The following is a 22,114-nucleotide window of genomic DNA, read 5'->3' on the forward strand; positions in this document are numbered from 1 at the left end:
AACTCAGCAAATTAATCTACTTATTAAAAAGCAACAACTTTACGAAAATAGCTAAATAGGAAGAAGAACGATAGCCGGCAGAAGTGCCGGCTTTTTATATGGATATAATAATACACGCTTTACTGTGTTACCATTCTAACAATCTAACTTGTTAAAAAATGGGAAATAATCATTGACATCCCTCCAATAGGAACATAAAATTAATTATATTCAGAAAATATAACAAAAATAGGCTGTGATAAAGATGAGACATCTGACAACAGATAGTGCAAATAATCTTCTAAAAAAGGCTGTATTTCAAACCTGTGTTTGAGATACAGCCTTTTCTTTATCTCGCTAATGTACCGGGGAGGATATAAAATGGAAAAATTGACAGAATCAATGATGACTTTAACTCAAGGGGAGGAGAACAAGGTGGTTACTTTAAATGGAAATACCCTTAATTTGTCTGAAGTCAAACGGGTTCTTTTTGAAGGAGTAAAGGCGGCGGCATCAGAGGAAAGCATGCTTCGTGTAAAAAACAGCCATGAAGCCGTTAAGAGAATTGTAAGTGAAGAAAAAGTCATATACGGAATAAACACCGGCTTTGGGAAATTCAGCGATGTAAGAATTGATCAGGGAGATGTCGAGGATCTTCAGCTGAATTTAATCCGTTCGCATGCCTGCGGAGTAGGGGAACCGTTCCCTGAGTCTGTCTCAAGAGCTATGCTACTTTTAAGAGCAAATGCCTTATTGAAAGGATTCTCAGGCGTTCGTCCGGTCGTAATCGAAACTCTTTTAGCGCTTGTGAATAATAGTATCCATCCTGTCATCCCGCAGCAGGGCTCTCTTGGAGCAAGCGGGGATTTGGCTCCTCTATCCCATCTGGCATTAGTATTAATGGGAGAAGGGGAAGTGTTTTACAAGGGGGAAAGAAAGCCTGCGCTTGAAGTGCTTGTTCAGGAAGGAATAGAGCCTGTAACCCTACAGGCGAAGGAAGGGCTTGCCCTCATTAACGGCACACAGGCGATGACGGCAATGGGAGTCATTGGTTATCTGGAGGCGGAAAAAATCGCTTATCAAAGTGAGCTTATCGCGGCACTTACAATGGAGGGATTGAACGGCATTATTGATGCGTTTGATGAGAATATTCATCAGGCAAGAGGTTATCAGCAGCAGGTGGATACAGCCAGAAGAATAAGGGAATACCTGTCAGGCAGCAGCCTGATCACAAGACAGGGGGAAATCCGGGTGCAGGACGCCTATTCCATCCGCTGCATTCCGCAGGTGCATGGAGCATCCTGGCAGGCTCTTGACTATGTAAAAGAAAAGCTTGAAATTGAAATGAATGCAGCCACAGATAATCCTCTTATTTTTGATAATGGGGAAAGTGTCATATCCGGCGGAAACTTTCATGGGCAGCCAATCGCTCTAGCAATGGATTTCATGAAAATCGCAGTTGCTGAATTGGCCAATATTTCTGAGCGCCGGATTGAAAGGCTGGTTAACCCGCAGCTGAGTGACCTGCCGCCATTTTTAAGCCCGGAGCCTGGACTGCAGTCTGGTGCGATGATTCTGCAATATGTAGCAGCATCCCTTGTTTCGGAAAATAAGACACTCGCCCATCCGGCAAGTGTGGATTCGATTCCTTCTTCCGGGAACCAGGAAGACCATGTGAGCATGGGGACAATTGGGTCGAGACATGCTTATCAGATCATCCAGAATGTCAATAAAGTGCTGGCAATTGAACTAATCTGCGCACTTCAGGCAGCCGAGTACCGCGGTTCTGATAAAATGGCTGATAAAACAAAACGCTTTTACGAAGAAGCTAGAAAAGTGGTGCCTTCCATCAAAAAAGACCGCATATTTTCAAAGGATATTGAAGCATGCGCGGCCTGGCTGAAAGAGATTGAAATAGACGCAATATAAAAGTGAGGGGTCTGAATGTTATTCAGGCCCCCTGCTTTTTAATCTTTGGCTCTTTCCTCAAGCTCCTTGGCTTCATCCTCTTCAAAGCGGTTTTTAAACGCTTCCTGCGTCACAATAAATTCTTCATCTTCCTGTGCCTCAGTTGTATGGCGCTCCACCATTGTGTGTTCAGGAAATTCCCCCGGGTGATGCTTTTTTTTATGATTAAAATGGACTCCGCGTGACATAATCAGGCTCCTTTCATAGTTGAATTTGCATTCTTCCACTATTTTTCCCTCCGGCATCAGGACTATGTACGGCTGGTTCAATCAATATTTTCCGTTCAATTTTGCACTTGTTCGCATAAGTATATAGAGCAAAGACGAAAGAGAAAAGGAGGGGTACAGCCTTGATTGATCCGAATGCTTCCATGTTCTGTGCGGGACGGGGAGACCGTGCGCCAGTTTTTATTGCCGATGCTGTCATCGATCATCAAATAAAAAAAGTCAATCTTGAGAACTATATTGGAAAATGGGTGCTGCTGTTTTTTTATCCGAGTGATTTTACCTTTGTCTGACCGACAGAATTGGCGGCGGTCGCCGCTGTGAACCCTTATTTAAAAGCCTTAAACTGCGAAGTCATGTCGATCAGTACGGATAGTGTATATGCACATAAAGTATTTAAGGAAACATCTCCTTCTTTAAAAAATGTGAATTATCCGATGGTCAGCGACCGGACGCATCAAATAAGCAGAGCTTACAGGGTATTGGATGAAAAGTCAGGAGCGGCCATCAGGGCATCCATTTTTATCGACCCCAATGGCATCATTGCGGCAAAGCTCATTTATCCAGGAGAAGTCGGGAGAAATCTGCATGAACATGTCAGAATCATGCAGGGAATTCAATATGCACAGCAGACAGGAAAAGGTGTGCCGGCAAACTGGCAGCCCGGCCAGCAAGGGATTAACAAGGATCCAAACTTAATAGGTAAAATCTAAAAGGAGGAGGCGCAAGCTTTCTCTTCTATATACATAATTACTTTAATATGCAGCGCCGAAAATATATAATAAGTACAAATGAAGTGAAGGGGGAGCTTGAGTGGACTTTTTTTCTAACCTTTCTGAAGATCGCATAAAAAAAGCTTATAGGGACGGCGAGTTTGATAACCTGCCGGGATATGGGAAACCGCTGCCGCCTGATGACCTGTCTTCCGTCCCTGAGAACCTGCGCATGGCCTATCGCATCATGAAGAATGCCGGATTCACTGATGAAGAAAACCAGGTGAAAAAGGAAATGCTGACGATTGAAGACCTGATGAAGAAATGTGAGAACCAGGAAGAAAAGAAGGCATTGCAGAAGAAATTAAACGAAAAGCTGCTCCGCTATAACAGCATGATGTCCAAAAGAAGACAGAACACCAACTCATCCCTTTTTAAAAATTACGAAGAAAAAATTAACAATAAATTATTCTAATGAATTAGATGATTGGAATCGAGGAGAACACATGAATAAAGATGAATATATAAAGATTCTTGAGAAACGAGTGGAGGAATATGAGGCAGCCATAGCGGATATGACGGCACCCATTATTCCATCGATCATTCCCCAAACGATTCTTGTGCCCGTTACCGGCCTGCTCATGGCAGAAAGACTCGAAAAAATTACAGCTAAGATATTGAATCATATTAAAGAACATGACATTGAATTTGCCATCATCGATTTTACCGACATAACGGTCGACCGCATAGAGCAGATGTGCCTTACTGAACTTGGAGAGCAAATCCGCAACCTGACTGATTCGATTAACCTCATGGGAGTTAAGCCTTACTTTGTAGGAATGACCCCGCAGCTGATAAAGGAAATTGTCTTGTCCGGCATTGAATTAAATGCTGAAACCCATGCTAACTTCCAGGCGGCTTTAAAGCATTTAATGAAAATAAACAGCCTCGTCTTTCGAAAAATCTAAGTTCTCAAGATCCCTTTCCTGAATAGGATAGGGTTTTTTATTTTATACAGGCACATTTTCTTTCTGATTGGGGATTTGTCCATGCGAAAACTGCCTCTGGCACATATTCTGTAGTATCCATGAGAAAGGAGGTAGACTTATGTCAAATAATTGGAGAAGACGATTTGAGATTAATGCAGATGAAGTGGAAATCAGAGCCGAAAGAGTTATTGTAAAAGAAGAAGATGATCGCCGCCGTGATGATGTCCGTGGAGTTGAAGACCGCGACAGGAAGCACCGCCGAGATGACGATGTAGCTGGAATCGAGGACAATCGCAGAAGACATTGCGGCTGTGGAAGAGACAGTGTGGGCGGAGCAGAAGACGACCGCAGAAGACATCGCCGCGATGATGTACGCGGTGCTGGTGACCTATGGTACAACAGAGATTTAGCTGGATCTGGAAGAGGATGCAGACGCCGCCGAGATGACGATGACCGCAGAAGAAGAGGTTTCTGCGGATGCCGCTGGATCTAATAATAGTGAAAACAAAGGCAGGGGAAGCACCCCTGCCTTTTATATATGAAAATTTTCCTAAAGAACTGTAAAAATCATCCGAAATTATTAATAGAAGGTTTTAGAGCTTTTCAGACTACATAGAAGGTGTGGCATGTATGGATAAAACAACGATTATAGGAGTCATTTTAGGAATCATAGCCGTTGGGGTCGGGATGATTCTTAAAGGGGTTCCGCCATCTGCTCTGATTAACCCGGCCGCTATTTTGATCATTATTCTGGGTACAGCAGCAGCGGTGAGTATTGCATTTCCATCAAATGAAATCAAGCGGGTGCCGAAGCTGTTTGGCATTTTATTTAAAGAAGAAAAGCTGATGAATCCGGCTGAAATGATTAAGATGTTTTCGGATTGGGCTCAGCTGGCAAGAAAAGAAGGATTGCTTGCCCTGGAAGTCAAGACGAACGAAGTTGAAGATGCTTTTTTAAGAAACGGCTTATCTCTCGCTGTTGATGGGCAAAGTGCCGATTATATACGGGATGTTTTAAGTGAAGAAATCGAAGCGATGGAAGAAAGGCACCAGGCTGGAGCGCAAATTTTCAGCCAGGCCGGCACATATGCCCCGTCCCTTGGAGTATTGGGAGCCGTTATTGGATTGATTGCAGCACTTGGAAATATGGAGGACACCACCACCTTGGGACATGCCATAAGTGCGGCTTTCGTAGCGACTTTACTGGGGATATTCACCGGTTATGTGTTCTGGCATCCGTTTGCCAATAAGCTAAGGAGAAAGTCCAAGCAGGAAGCAAAGATTAAAAGCATGATGATCGAAGGGATTCTTTCTATTTTAGAAGGGGAAGCACCACGGGTAATCGAGCAAAAGCTTGCTTCTTATCTTCCTGCAGGAGAACGCCGCAAGTTCCTTGAAGAAAGCAGTGTGGTAAAGGATGAGTAGGCGGAAAAAGAAGCAGCATCATGAAGATCATGTAGATGAATCCTGGCTTTTGCCGTATGCGGACTTATTGACACTGCTTCTCGGGCTGTTCATTGTCCTCTTCGCCATGAGTTCAGTGGATGCCCAGAAGTTTCAGAAGCTGTCAAAGGCATTTAATGACGTCTTTTCAGGGGGAACGGGCGTCTTAGAATTCCCAAGTCCAATGCCTGAAGGGCAAATGCAATCCACGGATGCTGTGTCTGAAAAACCAAGCAAGGATCTCGAGGAAATGGCCGCGCTGGATGAATTGGAAAAAGAAAAATTGAAACAGGCTGCCGATCAGGAAGAACTGGCTGAGCTGCAGCAAAGAGTCAATGCTTTTATTGAAAATCAAAACCTGGCAGACAAACTGGAAACTTCATTGACCACGGAAGGGTTGCTTGTATCAATCAGGGATAACGTCCTGTTCGGCTCAGGAAGTGCAGAGGTCCGGGAGCAGGATTTAAAAATGGCTGGTAAAATTGCCGGGCTTCTCATCATGGACCCGCCAAGAAATATCATCATCAGTGGTCATACAGACAATGTCCCGATCCGCAATTCGAACTTCGAGTCCAATTGGGAGCTCAGTGTGATGAGGGCGGTCAACTTTATGAAAGTCATCCTGAAAAATGACCAGCTGGACCCGAAATGGTTCAGTGCCAAAGGCTTTGGGGAATTCCAGCCGGTTGCCGGAAATGATACGAAAGAAGGCAGGGCGAAGAACAGACGGGTAGAGATTTTAATATTGCCGAGAACGGGGAATCAGCCTTAGGAGGCTGGTTCTTTCTTTATAAGAAATAAAAAAAGGCTGTCAGCCAGCCGCTTTAACGGGATTATTCATTTGCTTCCTGTTCGGTGCCGTCCGGTTTGCACATGCGGTCGACCATTACACCAAATAGGAAAACGCAGGCGATGGGAATGGAGAAGTTTAAAATGTGAACAATGGTCATCAGCGAACCTCCTAAAATATATTAATTACATTATATGCCGGCGTTCACAAAAAAGACAAATAATTTTCAGAAAATATACACAAATTAAGATTGACAAAGAAAAAGAGCCGCAAGGGGCTCTTATAATGGAAGATCTGCTTCTGAATGAATGGTTCTTGGTTCTGTCTTTTTGCCATGAAGCAGGTAGTATACGAGCAAGCCAAGCAATGCGACTCCGGCAAGCATAAAATACAGCGAAGCGAAGCCTGTTTTGACCGCAAGAATTCCGAGAACATAGGATCCTAAACCGATCCCTGTGTCAAAGAGGGTGAAAAAGGTTGAGGTAGCAAGTCCGCGTTTCGCTGGATCAGCCTGCTTGATGGCAACGGTTTGAAGACTCGGTACAATCGTGCCATATCCCAATCCGATTACTGCACCTGACAGCAAAAACACAAAGGTGCTGTTGGCCTGGCTGAGCAAAAACAAACCTGCCGCAAATAGAATAATGGCCGGATAAATCACCTTATTCTCTCCGTACGCATCAAACCAGCGGCCTGTAAATGGGCGGGACATTATGATGAACGCCGCATATACAACGAAGAAGAAGCTCGCGGCTTCAAGCAAATCAAGCTCTTTTGCATAAACAGAAATAAAGGAAAGAACTCCTGAGTACGCGAAAGCAAGGATGCCCGCTGAAATCGCAACAGGAACGGCATTTTTTTCGAATAAGCTTGAAAGTGTAAAACTCGGATGCTTCACAGAGCTTTCGGTTTTCTGCGGTATTTTAACAAAAGCACCCAGCACTATCGCAATAAATGATAAAACGGTACATAACGCAAAAATCCATTTGAAGCTTGCATATTGAACAATCGTCAAACCGGCAAACGGGCCAATAACCATGGCGAGATTCATGAACATCGCATAATAGCCAAGCCCTTCGCCTCTCCGTTCATCCGGCACAATTTCAGCAACAATCGCTCCCGTCGCTGTGGTGGCCATGCCAAATCCTACACCGTGAAGGAATCTTAGAGCTAAAAGAGCAGGCATAGTGTCAGCCCAAAAATAAAGAAGCGATGAGACCGCAAACACAATCAGGGAAGCAAGCAGAATCTTCCGCCTTCCAACCTCATCAATCCATTTCCCTGTAAACGGCCGGCTGATCACGGCAGCAATCAAAAAGACCGAAATAATCAGGCCAACCTGTGTTTCGTCCCCTTTCAAATCATCCAAAATATAAAGGGGAAGTGTTGTCAGCAACACATAAAACCCCATAAATAAGAAAAAACTCGTAACAGAAATACTCAAAAAATCCTTCGTCCATAATGGCTGTTTCTTCATGTTGTCCTCCTAACAAATGAAGGTACCAGGTACCTATACCAATTTCGTGAACTGGTCTAGGTGCCTGGTACCATATTTTCTCTCATTTTTGCCATAAGTCTGATCATTGTGCTGATTTCTTCTTCCGTAATATTCTGCAGGACATTGCTTTCGCTTGATCTTACTGCAGTAAGCCAATTGTCATATTCCAGAATCGCTGCATCAGTCAGTGAAATCAGTTTTTCGCGTTTGTCCTTGCCGGCTGTTCTGGTGATCCAGCCTGATTTCTCAAGACGGGCCAATGTCCTGGTCATGGTCGGAGCTTCAACGCCCAAATAAGAGGAAATCTCTTTTTGAGTGTTTGGCCCTCCGGTTTTCAGACGGTAGATAATTGTCCATTGAGCCGCATATAACCCAAGGGGCACCAGACTTTCATTAAGTACTTTGGAAAAATGGCGTGTAAATTGGTTGATGGAATGAAAAAATTCACTTTGATTAGGGTGCATTGTTTTCACCTGCTTAAAATAGTTACCTAGCTAACTATACAGGATCTTCAAGAAAATGTCTACCTCACCTAATTCTTTGCTAACTAAGTGTTTAACTGGCAAATAAAAGGGAATGAAATAACAAGGGCAACTGTGCATAACTATAAGGGGGAAATTTTTTTGGATAAGTTATTAGAAGTCGTAGGAGATATTTCAGGATGGCTGTGGGGATATCCCATCATCCTATTATTAGCCGGAACAGGGCTGTATTTAACCTTTTTGCTGGGTTTCTTCCAGTTCCGTTATCCGGTATATATTTTTAAACAGACATTCGGAAGTGTTTTTAAAAAGCCGAAGGGAAAAGGAACCGTTACACCGCTGCAGGCACTCACATCAGCACTGGCTTCCACCATTGGAGCCGCGAATATTGTAGGTGTACCGGCAGCCATCATGTTTGGCGGCCCTGGAGCAGTCTTCTGGATGTGGGTCATTGCGCTAATAGGAATGTCCATTAAGTTCTCGGAAAGTGTATTGGCTATTAAGTATAGAGAGAAAAATGAAGATGGAGAATATGTGGGCGGCCCTATGTATTACATGACGAAAGGGCTTAACATGAAGTGGCTTGGTGTGATATTTGCCTTTGCGCTCATGATCGAATTAATCCCAAGCATCATGGTTCAGGGTAATGCAGTAGCGTCTGCGGTTGGAGAGACTTTTAAGATTGATGGCCTCTATACTGGCATCGCTGTAGCCTTACTGGTTTCATTGGTTGTTTTTGGCGGAATTCAGAGAATCGGCAAAGTAACTGAAATCTTCGTTCCGTTTATGGCACTCATTTATGTAGGTGCAGCTTTAGTAGTCTTATTTATGAATCTGGGCAAGCTTCCTGAAGTGTTGGAATTAATCTTCACTTATGCGTTTCAGCCAATGTCTGCAATAGGCGGATTTGCCGGTGCGGCAATTGGCGAAATCATTCGCTGGGGATTTGCAAGAGGATTATATTCCAATGAGGCAGGACTTGGAACGGCACCGATAGCTCATGCTGCTGCCACAACTGATCACCCGGTGCGCCAAGGCTTCTGGGCGATTGTCGGTATTGTTGTTGATACGCTGATTGTGTGTACTGCAACTGCATTTGTGGTCCTTTCATCAGGTGTGTGGACAAGGGAAGGGGCAATGAAGGATCCTTCAGCCCTGACAGCAGCGGCATTTACAGAGTATTTTGGTTCCTTCGGAGGTATTCTTGTTGCTGTATCACTCGTATTCTTTGTGGTTTCCACAATCATCGTAGTCGTCTTTTATGGTTCTAAAATGGCTGAGTTTCTATTTGGCTCTTTTGCCGGAAAAGCCATTAAAGTCGTTTACATTGCTGCCATAGTTCTTGGCTCAGTGGGTGCAGCGCAAACCATCTGGCAGTTCCTTGATCTGGCACTTGCCATGATCTTGATACCGAACATCGTGGCTGTCCTCCTTCTAAGCAAAGAGGTTAAACAGCTGAAAAACGAGTTCTTTACTTCAGAAAAGTATTATTTAAAAGATATTAAAAAAGACGATAAGGCAGCGTAAAAATAGTTCTTCCGCTAATAGCGGGGGACTTTTTTTATGACTAAAAACAATTTTCGGAAAAATAACACTTGTGTGATAAATAGACAAAAGTTTATAATCTAGACAAAAGTCAAAAAAAGACAGGGCTGATCCATTGTGAACGATAAAGAACTATTAATTTTACAGCTGATTAAAGAGGATCCATTTATTGCCCAAAACGAGCTGGCTGACAAAACGGGGCTCTCAAGGTCCGCTGTAGCCGGCTATATCTCCTCACTGACCAAGCAGGGGAAAATTCTTGGCAGGGCTTATGTTCTGCCGCAAAAGAAAGAAGTGCTTTGTGTGGGAGGGGCCAATGTAGACAGAAAAATCCAGACGACCGGACAGCTCCAATACGGAACATCGAATCCCGCTGAGAGCTCCCAATCCTGCGGGGGAGTGGCACGGAACATTGCCGAAAACCTTGGCAGGCTGGGCTGTAATGTCGGTCTGATGACCGTCGTGGGAGGCGATCCGGAAGGGGAATGGCTTCTGGAATATACGAAAGCCTTTGCCGACGTGACACCTTCACAATCCCTGGCAGGGGCCGCCACGGGAACCTATACAGCCGTGCTTGATCTCGAAGGGGAAATGGCGGTGGCGTTAGCTGACATGTCCATTTATGAAAGCGTTACCAGAGGGTTTATCGAAAAAAGGTGGGGGTACATGGCATCATCTGAGATGGTAATTTTGGATACCAACTTTCCGCCAGAAGTTTTAAAACAAATCATCACAAGGTGTTACGAAGAGAGTATTCCGCTATGCATCACACCTGTTTCAGCACCAAAAATAAAGAATCTGCCGGAAAGTCTGCAGGGTGTCACCTGGCTGATTGCCAACAAAAATGAGGCAGAAGCCCTGACAGGGATGGAAATCATCAAGGAGGGAGACTTCTTTAAAGCAGCACAGGAAATGATCAATAAAGGCGTGGAAAAAGTGGTGATCAGCCGGGGAGATAAAGGACTGATCTACTTCACAAAAACAGGTGAAGCAGGTGTGCAGCTGCCGCCAAAGGTGAAAATCGCTGATGTGACAGGTGCAGGTGACTCGCTTGTATCAGGTATTATTTTTGCCCATTTAAAGGGGTTGAGCACAGAGGATGCCTGCAAAATTGGCATGTCCTGCTCGATGCTTGCCCTGCAGTCCATTGAAACCGTTAACCCGAACCTGAACAACAAACGCCTTCAGGAAACGTTCAACCAATATTTCGACTAAGGAGAAGTGACATCATGTTAGAAAAATGGCTTGAGTACTCAGAAGAAGTGTTAGAAGCAAAGAAAACAAATAAACCGGTTGTCGCCCTTGAATCCACCATCATTTCACATGGAATGCCATACCCGCAAAATGTTCAGACAGCAAAAGAAGTAGAGGAAATCATCCGCAAAAACGGTGCTGTCCCTGCAACCATTGCCATTTTAAACGGGAAAATTAAAATTGGCTTATCAGACGAGGAGCTGGAATTCCTTGCACAAAGCAAGGATATTGAAAAAGCGAGCCGGCGGGACCTTCCCTATTTGATTGCTAAAAAGAAAAATGGCGCCACAACGGTAGCGGCCACCATGATCTGTGCTGAGCTTGCCGGAATTGAAGTGTTTGTCACAGGCGGAATTGGCGGAGTTCACCGTGAAGCGGAAACCACCATGGACATCTCGGCTGACCTTCAGGAGCTTGCGATGACCAATGTGGCCGTTATCTGTGCAGGTGCGAAATCCATGCTGGATATCGGTTTGACACTTGAATACTTAGAAACCCACGGCGTTCCGGTCGTTGGATTTGAAACAGATGTACTGCCTGCCTTCTACACCCGCACTAGTCCTTTTAATGTAAACTACAGAGTGGATACTGCACAGGAAGCAGCCGAGATGATTCGCACAAAATGGGAGCTGGGCCTAAAAGGCGGCGTTGTTATCGCCAACCCAATCCCTGAAAAAGACGCGCTGAAAGAAGCGTTTATCACCGGGGTTATTGAAACCGCCTTAAAAGAAGCGAATGAAAACAATATCTCAGGGAAAAAAGTGACTCCATTCCTTTTGGGGAAAGTTAAGGAGTTAACAGAAGGAAGAAGCTTGATAGCGAACATTGCATTGGTGAAGCATAATGCGGAAGTGGGTTCGAGGATTGCTGTTAGTTTGAATGAGTAAAGGGGAAAGCCAGGCTTAGAGAGTCTGGCTTTTTATACTGATAGAATGATAGCTGTGATGATGATGGCTAAATATAATAGTAATCTTAAGAAATTGATCATCTGGATCTGTCCCTTCTGGAAACCCATATAGTAAAGGATATGTACAGGTTCTTGGATGGGGGACGGGTGTTTGTCTATATTCAGTAAAAAGGGCACTTGATTGATGAGATAAAAAAAAGCCAAGTGTGATTACACTTAGCTTTCGGGAACTTTTCATTTAGCTTCTTCTGAGGTTGGTTCTTCATCTTCAGAAGGAGATTCATTTTGTTGTGTTGTTTCACTGGCACTCTCAGATGTGCTGTTTTCTTCACCTTGTGGTTGTTCTGCTGCCGGTTCTTCAGCTGGTTCAGTTTTTTCTTCACTTGGCTTTTCTTTTGAAGGATCTGCTGCTGGCTTTTCTTCAGAAGGTTTGCTTTCATTCTTTTTCTTTTCCGCGGCTTCCTTTTCAGCTTTTTTCTTTTGTTCAGCTTCCTGTTGTTCTTTTTCAAGCTTTTGAATTTGAGCATCAATACTGGAAATACTGTTATTCAGATTATCAATTTCGCTTACTAAACTGGAAATTTCGTTCTGAATATCTCTTTCCGTATTCCTTAAATGATTTAGTTTGTCTTTATAGCTTATGACCTTTTCCAGGGAAGCGGTTTGTTCCTTTTTAACTTGGGTTAAAAGAGTTTCAGCCTTCTCTGAAAAACTATTCATCTTGGAAATTTGCTCATCAAAGTAAGTTTCTTCATAAGTGCATTCTGTGATAGCTTGATCTTTGAATCCTTTTATTGTATCTAAAAGTGTGGTTAATTCTTCAGTATGAGTTTGTGACTTTGTTACTGCTGCTTCGAGAGCAGTATTGTAATTCTCCAGCTGCTGGATTGAGGCAGATAATTGACTGCTTAAGGAGTTAACTGCATTTAAGTCCTGTTTAGCTGTAGATAGGTTATTTTGCATACTGTTAATATGTGATTCTAACGAAGAACGGGTAGCTGTTAGCCCTTTTATTGAGGCACTGCTATCAGCTGCTGGTTCGGATGGATTGGTATGGCCGTTGGAATAAGGCTTTACGTTCTTTAGTTTAGCATCAGCATCTATTTCAGTAATACTGCTTTTTATAGACAATGCCTGTTGTATTTCCTCATCCAATTTTTTGAAGATATCTTCTGACTTGGTTACATATTCTTTTTCTATTGTTCTGGGAAAAATAAAGCATGCCTCAATAGTCGAGTTTGCTTCATCAGTGCTGTTGAATTGAGCATATGTAGGCGATATGAAATGTGCTCCAACAACAATGGAGGATGAAAGTGCAAAACTGGTAGCTGCGGTTTTTGCCATTTGTTTTCTTCTTTTCCTTCTCATTCTTTTAATTCTCACCCCTCTCGGTTCCATCAATGTAACCTCCTTTGAATGTTCATTATTAAAAGTGAATTTGTTCTTTATATAGAATTAAGATTCATTATACTATTAGGAAAGTAAATTTGGAAATGGAATAATTTAAGTTTTTGGCAGGTAAATAGTATCTTTTCTCTCATTATCTAGATTTTACTCAAATTTTCGCATAGATATTCTTTATTGAGAACATTTCATAAAATTTAATTTAATTAACTAATCTTTTAGCAGATAAAATATAGCGATATGGTGCATTTCCTACATATGAAAAAGGATAGCAAGTGGAAACAGTGAGAATTTCTTGTGGAGCAGTGGAATTAATCACTGTAGTATTATCCGCATCAACAATCTCTGTTTCTGTTATCTCATATCTATATTCTCCATAGGGCATGATAACCTGAAGTATATCTCCAATTTCAAGTTCACCAAGCCGGCGAAAAACTGTATCCCGATGCCCTGATAATAAAATTTGATCAGGCTGTCCCGGAAAAACAGTTGTTGAATAATGTCCAACCCCCTTTTCAAGTTCATCCTCATCTGTTCCTTCTATAATAGGAATTTCAGCTTCCAAGCGGGGAATTTTTAAAATGCCAATGGCTTCACCCTGCTCAAATGAAACATCCAGTGGTTGTTCTGTTTGGAGAACATTTCTTCTTTCTTTATTCACTGCGTTATGAACTCTTTCTTGTGCCTGGGCTAAAGAATCCTTGGTTTTCTTCTCCTGAGCGTACATTTCATGCAGGGAAAACAGGACCAGACCGCCTCCGATTAGAATAAGGAAGGAGGCAGCTACAATCAGCAAACGGCCTCTAACCTTCAACTAAACGTTCCCTCCATTCATTTTCTTAAATTTAATGAACTCCAGATAATAGGAAAAATCCTCTTTTGTGATTCCATGCCTGATTGCTTCTTTGACAAGGGAAACCCACTCTTCATCCAGCTTAGACAAATCGGTAATCTGTTCTTTATTCTCTTCCAGCAGATCTTCAAGGTTAGCATCCAGTGTCCTGGCGATTCGCGATAAAACCTGCAGTGAAGGGTTCTCCTGTATGCCTCTCTCAATGTAGCTCAAATATGATTTGGATACCTCCGCTTTTTCTGAGAGCTCATTAATTGAATATCCCTTTTTGATCCTTAAACTTTTAATCCGGCCACCTATCATAGGCATGATACTCCCTCATCATAAAATATAAAGATATTTTCATTATAACGAACAAAACGTTCAATAAAAAATACAAAATAGTGAGAATTCTCGAGATATTCTTAGAAAAAGAACGAAAAACGTTCTTTAAAACGAAAAAACGGCTGAATTTGGAATTTTTCAAAATAAGACGGATGGACTATACTCGACTTAACGGTTCGATAAAAAGAACAAAATGAACACGAAGAAAGAACAAACTTCTTTCTTTAAAGGAAGGTGACAGTGAATTGAAATTCAGCTGGAAAACAGCAAGGAAGATTATTAGCAATTTGATTACAGCAATATTGTTTATCAATTTAATCATTATGGCGGTGCTCGTTGTTTCTTCTAAAGCATCTGGCGGAGAACCTCAGGCATTCGGTTACCAGCTTAAAACCGTGCTATCAGGTTCAATGGAGCCAACCTTCATGACAGGATCTGTTATAGCGGTTAAGCCGGTTGATTCATCCCAAAGTAAAGACCTGAAAAAGGGAGACATCATTACTTTCCAGGCCGATGAACAGAAGCTGATCACCCACCGCATTATTGGTGTCTCAACAAGCGGCGAACATGTCATGTATGAAACAAAAGGGGATAACAACAACGCAGCAGACATGGACCCAGTACTTTCTGAAAACGTAAGAGCCGTTTACTCTGGTTTCACGATTCCATATGTGGGATATTTCATAGATTTTGCACAGTCAAAAGAAGGCGGAGCGATTCTGCTGATTGGTCCCGGAGTTTTGCTTCTGGCATACTCAGCTTTCACTATTATGCAGGCACTAAGAGAGCTAGATTCTAAGAATAAAAAAACAGATTCAAATGAAAAAACGGCATAACTTTGGTTGTACTCCTTGTTAACAACAAGGGTCAATATAAAATCATACATACCCGTAAGGGGTAGAGGAGGAAAAGGGAATGAGTTTAAAAAAGAAGTTAGGTTTAGGTATTGCATCAGCAGCGTTAGGTATTTCACTAGTTGGTGGAGGAACGTTTGCATACTTTAATGATGTTGAAGAATCAAATAATGCTTTCGCTGCTGGTACTCTAAATTTAGAATTAAATCCCACTACAATTGTTGATGTTGAAAATTTAAAGCCAGGTGACTGGACTACAAAGTTCTTTAAACTTAAGAACGATGGATCTCTTGATATTTCAGCTGTTAAATTGGCAACAGAGTACAATGTTATTGATGCAAATGACAATAATGAGTCTGATTTTGGAGAACATATTCGTGTGAATTTCTTAATAAATGGAACTAAAGATCCTTTATCCATACTTTATCCTCGTAATTCAAACTCAGTTATCTATAGTACAACACTAGCGGACCTACAGAGTTTAACACCAGATGCTGTTCGAGATAAAGTATTTATCCCATTTTTCGGGCCGAATAACGGTCTGGAAAGCGGAGAAGAAAATTTATTAGCTGTTCAATTTGAGTTTGTAGATAATGGAGAAGATCAGAATGATTTCCAGGGTGATGAGTTAGAACTTAAATGGACATTCACTGCTGAACAAACTGCTGGAGAAGCGAAATAATATAATATTTCAAAAAGGCAGGATCATGGTCCTGCCTTTTGTATAAGAAATGTGAGGTTATGCCATGATTAAAAAATGCATTTTGGCAAAACCAATAGCGATTTTTGTAATAATGTTTTTTTTCTTGTGTGGGTTAGAAGTAAAAGGAGTATATGCAAAAGAAAAAGAAATTGATATAAAAACTAACTCCAATGGTTATTTTTTTAATGTGGGCAATCTAAAACCAGGCGACTGGATGCCTCGAGATATAACCATTCTAAACCAGGGAAAACAGGATTTCAGATACACAGCGCAAATTGGAAAGAAAAAATCCGTAAAAGGGCTTTTCGAAGAGCTTGATCTTCTGGTTAAGAAGGATTCAGATATTTTATTTGAAGGAAAGTTAAAAGACTTTGAAGGGTTTACTCCAAGGAAGCTGGCTAAGGGCAGCTCTGAACAGTTATTCTTTCAAGTTTCAATGCCTTACACTTTGGGAAATGCTTTTCAGGATTCTTCTGCTGAGGTAGAGATCATATTTCTTGCTGAGGCATTAACGGATCCAACTGATCCGCCAGGAGATGGAGACCCGCCAGATGATGGAGACCCGCCAGATGATGGAGACCCGCCAGGTGACGGAGATCCCCCAGGGGATGGAAATCCTCCAAGTGACGGAGATCCTCCAGGAGATGGAGATCCCCCAGGAGATGGAGATCCTCCAAGTGAAGAAGAACCTTCTGATGAATCTAATGACGAAGGAGCGAAACCTGGTGATTCTAAAGACAATATTGTTATAAATCCTGAAATGACCGAAAATCTCCTGCCAAACACAGCTACCAATACTTATAACTTACTGTTGATCGGCGGATTATTATTGGGAACTGGAAGTGTATTAATCCTTGTTTTTTATAGAAGGTTAAGAAGTGATAGATAGAGAAGGCCAGGAGAGTAAAAACTTCGTGGCCTTAATTTTTATTTATAAATCTCATCTTAGCAAAAAAGTGGTGATCACATGAAAAAGCTGCTTTATTATCTTGCCATCTTAAATTTACTGGACGGATTTCTTACTGCTCTAGGACTCCACTTGAATGTTATAGAAGAAAGCAATCCACTAATGGGTAATCTTTATGACCTGCATCCTTTTTTATTTCTTTCTCTTAAAATAATTCTTTCTTGTGTACTTATCTTTTTATCAATATTTATCTCTGCAGAATCTAAAGTCAAACTATTGGCAGCCGGAGCTACAGTTATGTATACAATCGTATGTCTGCTGCACTCTGTTTGGATTTTCTCATTAATTGTTAACAGCATTCATTAAAATCCAATTAGGAAATATATATCAATATAAAATAGTTCAGGTGGTGTCCCATGTACCAAAAAAACTGCACTAAATGCCATAAACCATCTTTCAGCAGCACTGAAACCGGAGAATGGCTGTGCCCGGTTTGCGGAAATGATTTGACGAATGAAACTTTCCTTGATGCAATGACACGGGAACCGGTCCATATGATCTATAAGAAAAAGAAAATTTCTCACACATATTCTCTGCAGGAAATTAATAAGAATTATAGGAAGAGAATCGGCCATTCTTACTATTCCAAACAGAGAACAATTAACTAATAAATGATGGGTTTGAGAGATTTTTGTCGAACAATAAATTAATTTAATATTAAAATAATTAATAAAAATTACAAAATATGACAACGTTAGCAATACGCCCATAGTAGAATACATCTATGGAAAATATTTCTTTGAGTCGATAGGAGCAGAAAAAGGCAAACTCATTGAAAGATGGGGACGCAAAGTCGCGGGTCTAAGGTATTGAAAAATACTACGATGGCTGGATTGCCTGGAATACGATACGTATCCTGGGGGGAAGAATGTTGACAGAGCAAAATGTAAAGGTTGAGGGAATTGATTTGGAGTGGCTGCAGTTAATTATGGAAGCCAAGAACTTAGGCCTGCAAAAGGAAGAAATTAGAGAGTTTTTACATAATAACAGAGCCAAAGAGGTTCTGATCGAAGCTTAAATATTGGTATTGCTAAGTATTTCTGTTAGAGGCACCTCTAAATGGAAATGCTTTTTATTTTGCCAAAAAAAATAAGCCTGTGTATTCAGGCTCATGGCGATTATGATTTTTGTCCGCTTCTCCACTTGTTAAAATCCAAAAACTCCCGAAATTGCTCTTTGGAAACCCCGGATTCCATCGCTTCTTTCACAATTTTCATCCATTCTGAATCCAGATCTTCCTTGTTGATTTGCTCATGGATCAAATGGTCCACAGGAACATTCAGAACACCCGCGATTTTCTCGAGAAATTGAATCGATGGGTTGGTTTGCAGGTTGCGCTCAAGTGAGCTTAAGTATGATTTTGCGACACCGGCCTGGTCTGCAAGCTCGGATAAGGACATTTTCTTTTCCTGGCGAAGTTTTTTTACACGATCACCGATCATCGTATACCACACACCTTATTTTGTATGTAATAGGATTATATCATATATTTAGTTCCATATTAAGAACGATTTGTTCAATATTATTATCATCATACCACAGTGTCAACTGATTTATATAGATAGTTATCACAGTTTTATAAAAATATTACTTTTGTCGCTCACAAAAAGTAATGCTCCGCGTCATAGGACGGGAGCATTTTGCTTGTCAATTATTTGAATAACCTGCTGTGCAGCTGCTTCCACATCATCGGCATTCACATGGTGGAATTCGCCTTCATAGTCATGCTGTTTAAAAGCATAGCGCGGATCGTAATAGTGTTCTAATAAAAGCTTGATAAATAGCTCGTAGTTTTCCGTTTTAACTGATTCATCCAGCTGGTCGCGGATTTCAGTATCCTTCAGCCGTTTTTTAATAAAAACTAGGCTTTCATCCACTTTCGGCTTGAACCATTCTTCTTTTTGATAGGGTTCCACATAGTCCCTCAGAATACGCTGAACACGGGATTCGATGCTTGCAAACATATCAATGTGGATTGCGGTTTTTTTGGTATCGAGCAGCTCGTCCGGCTGAACGACCTTGCCAATCCGCTTACTTTCGGCTTCCATAATAATATAAGGGGAGCCTTTAACCTGAGAAAGGGCTTGATACAGTAGTGCATCAAATGTTTTCTGTGTGCTGCCGTCCCCCATGCCAAAGGAACCGAAGATCGAACCGCGATGGCCAGCCATTTCTTCCAGATCAAGAACAGGATAGCCTTTTTGACTTAACACCTTCAGCACATCTGTTTTACCGACGCCGGTCATCCCGTGCAGAACAACTGCTTTTTCAGGGATCAGACTTGCAGTATTTTCAAGTATATATTGGCGGTAGGCTCGATAGCCCCCAATTAAACGGGGGATTGAAACGCCCGCATAAGTGATAAATGTAGTAACGGCTTTGCTGCGCATACCGCCGCGCCAGCAGTAGATGACAGGCTGGAAGCCGTCATTTTTCAGGTCTCTGATTTTCTGCATCATGGACGGAATTTTAGGTGAAACGATTTCCATCGCTCTCCACTTAGCCGCATCAGAGCCTTCTTTTTTATATAATGTTCCGATTTCCACACGCTCTTCATTGGTGAAAAGCGGCACGTTGACAGCACCGGGAATGCTGCACTCCTCAAATTCGATTGGAGACCTGACATCGACCGGAACTGCGTTGTCCATTTGGATATATTGTTCGACTGCTATTTCTCTCATTTTATTGCCTCCAAAAAATAATGCTATATATCGTCCTCAAAAGAACGGTTAATTGATCTGACTCTCTCTATTATACAGGATTTTGAAATGATAGGTGTCTATCACAATCATACTCCTATTTTCACAAGTTTGTTCTTATAATTTTTTCCAGACATTGTAATATCAGCATACCCCTTGGTTTTGCTTTTTAAAAAGAAGGTTAAATAAAAGGCAAAGGTGGTGGAAACATGTCCTTGAATACAGAGGTTGCCATTATAGGCGGGGGGATTGGCGGTTTGACGCTTGGATTGAAGCTGGCTCAAGCCAATATTGATGTCACCGTCCTTGAGAAGCTGGATGCACCATCTTCCGTTTATAAAGGAGAACTCCTGCAGCCGAAAAGCCTGAAAATTTTTGAGGAGCTGGCTGCTTTGGATGAAATCCTTGATAATGGCTTTTCATTTTCCCGGATCGCTTTTGAGGAAGGGGAAAAAGAGTTTGCCATGGATTACAGCATTCTGCCGGGTGATTATGATTACTCGCTTATGATCGAGCATGAAAGGCTGAAAGGAATCCTTCTGAAACAGGCACTTCAATATTCAAACTTTCATTATCTGTCAGGGTCCCTGGCAAAAGGGTATGACAATGGCGAATTAATGGTTGAGCGGAAGGATGTAAAGGAGCAGCTGACAGTGAGGGCTGACTTTTTTATAGGTGCTGAAGGAAGGAATTCCATTACCAGAAAAGAAATGAATAGCAAAATTAAAACGATTGAGTACAACCATCAATTTTTAACGGTCACCTTCCCCCGGCCCCAATCCTTGGAGGAGGGGAAAATCATTTCTAAGGATGAGCGGTTCCTCGGATTATTTCCACTGCCGGATGCGAAAGTGCGATCTGTTTATTTAATTCCGGAGGGCACGTATAAGGAGTATCTCAAAAAAGGAATTGACTATTTCCATAAAAATTATGTAGAGCTTTTTCCGGAATTGGAAGGGTATGTGACCAGGCTGAAAAATTGGAAGGATATCCAGCTGATGATTCCGACAGCTTTTTATGCAGATAAATATGTGGATGGAAAACTCGCGATATTGGGTGATGCGGCTCATACAGTCCACCCGATGGCAGGGGAAGGCATGAATATGGCTATTCAGGATGCCGATGTACTTGGGGAATTGCTTGCAGAGATGTATGCGAGCGGAAGAATTTCGCCGGACAAGCTTAAATGGTATGAAAAAGTCCGGAAGCCACGCGCGGAAAACATGATCAGCCTCAGTCATTTATCCGCCATAGCCTATTCCTATTCGAACCGGGTTATTACGGGAATACGCCGCAAAGGCCTAAAGCAGATCGAAAGAGATAAAACCCTGCAATATAAGCAAATGCTGAATGTTTCAGGTCTAGGATATTGGTCAGAGAGCCTTTGGGATCGATTGATTCAGGCAGGAATGCTGCCGGCAAGAAAAACAGAATTATCAGCTGCCGATAAAAACCATTATTTTTATACAGAAAAAGAAGACTATCCCTGGAAGAAGGTTGAACAGCCATGATAAATGAATATGTGAGATTACTAAAAGCACGAAATTGGATGAAAAAGAACCAGCCCTTTTTATACAGCTGGCATGCATATGTTGGATTTGAGCTGGACCTTTTTTCACAGTTCCGCAGCTGGAGAACGGTAAAAGAGGTGGCATCAAGCAGAAACCTTCAGGAGGAGCTGCTTTTAAGATGGGTGGAGGTGGGACTTGCGATCCGCCATTTGAAAAAGAAAGGCAAGGATAAAATCAAGACAGCATCAAAATTCAGCCTTCCATCCACGCCGAAAAACCCCCGTTCCACAGGAATCATCCTGAAGGAAATGATGGAATTGCATATCCCGACTTTACTCTCTTATCCAGAACTGCTCCGTTCCAATACGAAAAATACCTTTGACCATGAAGAACATGGACCAACCGTCGCGAGAACTTCATCACTGCTTGAACAGCTTGCACTGCCGCGGCTTATGAAGACCATTAAGAAAAATAAAATGGAACGGATCATCGATATTGGCTGCGGGGAAGGCGGCTATTTAAGCAGAATCAGCCAGAAGTTCCCGCATGCAAAACTGGCGGGAATTGAAATTAATGAAGACGTCGCAGAATCTGCCCGAACCAATTGCAAAGATATTCCCAACATTAATATTGTGACAGCAGATGTTCATGAATACTCACCTGATCATCAGGCTGATTTAATTATGGTCAACAACCTGCTGCACTATATCCAGCCGGAGGATCGCAAGCAGCTGCTGTCCCGATTGAAAAGCTGGCTTAGCCGGAAAGGATCCATTACGATTATCACACCCATTCTTCATTCCAAAAAAGGCGAGGAGTTTTCAAGTGTGTTTAACAGCTTCTTTTCTGCCTTTGAAAATCTGTATCCAACCCCTACTGAGGAGGATATCCACCAGCTTGCGAAAGAGCTGAAGCTGAAAGTGAAAACCTTCAAACCTGTTGTAACGGAAGGCGGGTGGTATTTTATCCAGCTGTCCAACCGATAATTCAAAGCAAGCCCGTTTAAT

At 42.1% G+C, this 22,114-nt stretch carries 26 protein-coding genes and 1 riboswitch; of the genes, 18 read left to right on the forward strand and 8 right to left on the reverse strand.

Annotated features, from left to right (window positions below; genetic code table 11):
* Nucleotides 1-414: 414 nt before the first annotated feature.
* Nucleotides 415-1,908 (forward strand): histidine ammonia-lyase, encoded by a 1,494-nt coding sequence (hutH, locus tag CHI10_RS11255; RefSeq protein WP_179289018.1) that lies wholly within the window; start codon nucleotides 415-417, stop codon nucleotides 1,906-1,908.
* A 38-nt stretch (nucleotides 1,909-1,946) separates the two neighbouring features.
* Here hutH and CHI10_RS11260 read toward each other — a convergent pair whose 3' ends face one another.
* Nucleotides 1,947-2,174, reverse strand: coding sequence for a hypothetical protein (locus CHI10_RS11260; protein ID WP_226619409.1), 228 nt, complete (start codon nucleotides 2,172-2,174; stop codon nucleotides 1,947-1,949).
* A gap of 143 nt (nucleotides 2,175-2,317) precedes the next feature.
* Between CHI10_RS11260 and CHI10_RS11270 the strand changes: the two genes are divergently transcribed.
* The 6 genes from CHI10_RS11270 (at nucleotide 2,318) to motB (ending at nucleotide 6,088) form a co-directional block, all read left to right on the forward strand.
* Nucleotides 2,318-2,884 carry a peroxiredoxin gene (locus CHI10_RS11270; RefSeq protein ID WP_286137314.1) on the forward strand — a complete coding sequence of 189 codons (567 nt, stop codon included), beginning with the start codon at nucleotides 2,318-2,320 and terminating at the stop codon, nucleotides 2,882-2,884.
* 100 nt (nucleotides 2,885-2,984) lie between these two features.
* Nucleotides 2,985-3,359, forward strand: a complete 375-nt coding sequence (locus CHI10_RS11275) for a DnaJ family domain-containing protein (RefSeq protein ID WP_095244387.1) — start codon at nucleotides 2,985-2,987, stop codon at nucleotides 3,357-3,359.
* 31 nt (nucleotides 3,360-3,390) lie between these two features.
* A complete protein-coding gene (locus tag CHI10_RS11280; protein WP_095244388.1) occupies nucleotides 3,391-3,852 on the forward strand; it encodes an STAS domain-containing protein in 462 nt (153 codons plus the stop codon).
* A 139-nt stretch (nucleotides 3,853-3,991) separates the two neighbouring features.
* The gene (locus CHI10_RS11285) at nucleotides 3,992-4,366 is read left to right on the forward strand and encodes a hypothetical protein (protein ID WP_095244389.1); all 375 of its coding nucleotides are present in this window, start codon (nucleotides 3,992-3,994) and stop codon (nucleotides 4,364-4,366) included.
* A gap of 137 nt (nucleotides 4,367-4,503) precedes the next feature.
* A complete protein-coding gene (motA, locus tag CHI10_RS11290; protein WP_095244390.1) occupies nucleotides 4,504-5,298 on the forward strand; it encodes a flagellar motor stator protein MotA in 795 nt (264 codons plus the stop codon).
* Complete coding sequence (gene motB / locus CHI10_RS11295) at nucleotides 5,291-6,088, forward strand: flagellar motor protein MotB (RefSeq protein WP_095244391.1); 798 nt, start codon at nucleotides 5,291-5,293, stop codon at nucleotides 6,086-6,088. Before motA ends, motB begins: the two co-directional genes overlap by 8 nt.
* A 298-nt stretch (nucleotides 6,089-6,386) precedes the next feature.
* Here motB and CHI10_RS11300 read toward each other — a convergent pair whose 3' ends face one another.
* Both CHI10_RS11300 and CHI10_RS11305 read right to left on the reverse strand, forming a co-directional pair.
* Nucleotides 6,387-7,583: an MFS transporter gene (locus CHI10_RS11300; protein ID WP_095244392.1), complete on the reverse strand. Its 1,197-nt coding sequence runs from the start codon at nucleotides 7,581-7,583 to the stop codon at nucleotides 6,387-6,389.
* Between the two features lie 56 nt (nucleotides 7,584-7,639).
* Complete coding sequence (locus CHI10_RS11305; protein WP_095244393.1) at nucleotides 7,640-8,068, reverse strand: MarR family winged helix-turn-helix transcriptional regulator; 429 nt, start codon at nucleotides 8,066-8,068, stop codon at nucleotides 7,640-7,642.
* Nucleotides 8,069-8,227: 159 nt separating this feature from the next.
* On the opposite strand from CHI10_RS11305, the gene CHI10_RS11310 reads away from it, so the two are divergent.
* The 3 genes from CHI10_RS11310 to CHI10_RS11320 all read left to right on the forward strand — a co-directional run bounded on the left by CHI10_RS11310 (nucleotide 8,228) and on the right by CHI10_RS11320 (nucleotide 11,772).
* Nucleotides 8,228-9,613: an alanine/glycine:cation symporter family protein gene (locus tag CHI10_RS11310; protein WP_095244394.1), complete on the forward strand. Its 1,386-nt coding sequence runs from the start codon at nucleotides 8,228-8,230 to the stop codon at nucleotides 9,611-9,613.
* 135 nt (nucleotides 9,614-9,748) lie between these two features.
* Nucleotides 9,749-10,846 carry a carbohydrate kinase gene (locus CHI10_RS11315; protein WP_095244395.1) on the forward strand — a complete coding sequence of 366 codons (1,098 nt, stop codon included), beginning with the start codon at nucleotides 9,749-9,751 and terminating at the stop codon, nucleotides 10,844-10,846.
* 14 nt (nucleotides 10,847-10,860) lie between these two features.
* On the forward strand, nucleotides 10,861-11,772 hold the full coding sequence (locus CHI10_RS11320; protein ID WP_095244396.1) for a pseudouridine-5'-phosphate glycosidase: 912 nt from the start codon (nucleotides 10,861-10,863) through the stop codon (nucleotides 11,770-11,772).
* Between the two features lie 254 nt (nucleotides 11,773-12,026).
* Here CHI10_RS11320 and CHI10_RS11325 read toward each other — a convergent pair whose 3' ends face one another.
* The 3 genes from CHI10_RS11325 to CHI10_RS11335 form a co-directional block, all read right to left on the reverse strand.
* Nucleotides 12,027-13,190, reverse strand: coding sequence for a GumC domain-containing protein (locus CHI10_RS11325; protein WP_095244397.1), 1,164 nt, complete (start codon nucleotides 13,188-13,190; stop codon nucleotides 12,027-12,029).
* A gap of 208 nt (nucleotides 13,191-13,398) precedes the next feature.
* Nucleotides 13,399-14,010, reverse strand: a complete 612-nt coding sequence (locus tag CHI10_RS11330; protein ID WP_095244398.1) for a class D sortase — start codon at nucleotides 14,008-14,010, stop codon at nucleotides 13,399-13,401.
* The gene (locus CHI10_RS11335; RefSeq protein WP_095244436.1) at nucleotides 14,011-14,352 is read right to left on the reverse strand and encodes a helix-turn-helix domain-containing protein; all 342 of its coding nucleotides are present in this window, start codon (nucleotides 14,350-14,352) and stop codon (nucleotides 14,011-14,013) included.
* 266 nt (nucleotides 14,353-14,618) lie between these two features.
* Here CHI10_RS11335 and sipW point away from each other — a divergent pair, with 266 nt between their 5' ends.
* The 6 genes from sipW (at nucleotide 14,619) to CHI10_RS11365 (ending at nucleotide 17,915) form a co-directional block, all read left to right on the forward strand.
* The gene (sipW, locus tag CHI10_RS11340; RefSeq protein WP_095244399.1) at nucleotides 14,619-15,209 is read left to right on the forward strand and encodes a signal peptidase I SipW; all 591 of its coding nucleotides are present in this window, start codon (nucleotides 14,619-14,621) and stop codon (nucleotides 15,207-15,209) included.
* Nucleotides 15,210-15,288: 79 nt separating this feature from the next.
* Nucleotides 15,289-15,909: a TasA family protein gene (locus tag CHI10_RS11345; RefSeq protein ID WP_095244400.1), complete on the forward strand. Its 621-nt coding sequence runs from the start codon at nucleotides 15,289-15,291 to the stop codon at nucleotides 15,907-15,909.
* Between the two features lie 64 nt (nucleotides 15,910-15,973).
* On the forward strand, nucleotides 15,974-16,819 hold the full coding sequence (locus CHI10_RS11350; RefSeq protein ID WP_095244401.1) for an LPXTG cell wall anchor domain-containing protein: 846 nt from the start codon (nucleotides 15,974-15,976) through the stop codon (nucleotides 16,817-16,819).
* A 78-nt stretch (nucleotides 16,820-16,897) separates the two neighbouring features.
* The gene (locus CHI10_RS11355; RefSeq protein ID WP_095244402.1) at nucleotides 16,898-17,203 is read left to right on the forward strand and encodes a DUF5658 family protein; all 306 of its coding nucleotides are present in this window, start codon (nucleotides 16,898-16,900) and stop codon (nucleotides 17,201-17,203) included.
* A gap of 50 nt (nucleotides 17,204-17,253) precedes the next feature.
* A complete protein-coding gene (locus tag CHI10_RS11360; protein ID WP_095244403.1) occupies nucleotides 17,254-17,505 on the forward strand; it encodes a hypothetical protein in 252 nt (83 codons plus the stop codon).
* A 144-nt stretch (nucleotides 17,506-17,649) separates the two neighbouring features.
* A riboswitch (cyclic di-GMP riboswitch) is annotated at nucleotides 17,650-17,738 on the forward strand.
* 27 nt (nucleotides 17,739-17,765) lie between these two features.
* Nucleotides 17,766-17,915, forward strand: coding sequence for an anti-repressor SinI family protein (locus CHI10_RS11365; RefSeq protein ID WP_179289014.1), 150 nt, complete (start codon nucleotides 17,766-17,768; stop codon nucleotides 17,913-17,915).
* Nucleotides 17,916-18,015: 100 nt separating this feature from the next.
* Here the strand turns inward: CHI10_RS11365 and CHI10_RS11370 are convergent, their stop codons facing one another.
* A complete protein-coding gene (locus CHI10_RS11370; RefSeq protein ID WP_048010430.1) occupies nucleotides 18,016-18,339 on the reverse strand; it encodes a helix-turn-helix domain-containing protein in 324 nt (107 codons plus the stop codon).
* 180 nt (nucleotides 18,340-18,519) lie between these two features.
* A complete protein-coding gene (gene mnmH / locus CHI10_RS11375; RefSeq protein WP_095244405.1) occupies nucleotides 18,520-19,578 on the reverse strand; it encodes a tRNA 2-selenouridine(34) synthase MnmH in 1,059 nt (352 codons plus the stop codon).
* A 227-nt stretch (nucleotides 19,579-19,805) separates the two neighbouring features.
* On the opposite strand from mnmH, the gene CHI10_RS11380 reads away from it, so the two are divergent.
* The gene (locus CHI10_RS11380) at nucleotides 19,806-21,107 is read left to right on the forward strand and encodes an FAD-dependent monooxygenase (protein ID WP_095244406.1); all 1,302 of its coding nucleotides are present in this window, start codon (nucleotides 19,806-19,808) and stop codon (nucleotides 21,105-21,107) included.
* The gene (locus CHI10_RS11385; RefSeq protein WP_095244407.1) at nucleotides 21,104-22,093 is read left to right on the forward strand and encodes a class I SAM-dependent methyltransferase; all 990 of its coding nucleotides are present in this window, start codon (nucleotides 21,104-21,106) and stop codon (nucleotides 22,091-22,093) included. The genes CHI10_RS11380 and CHI10_RS11385 overlap by 4 nt, the downstream gene beginning before the upstream one ends.
* Nucleotides 22,094-22,114: the final 21 nt, after the last annotated feature.

It is taken from the genome of Bacillus sp. 7894-2, from assembly GCF_002272225.1.
Classification (GTDB): domain Bacteria; phylum Bacillota; class Bacilli; order Bacillales; family Cytobacillaceae; genus Cytobacillus.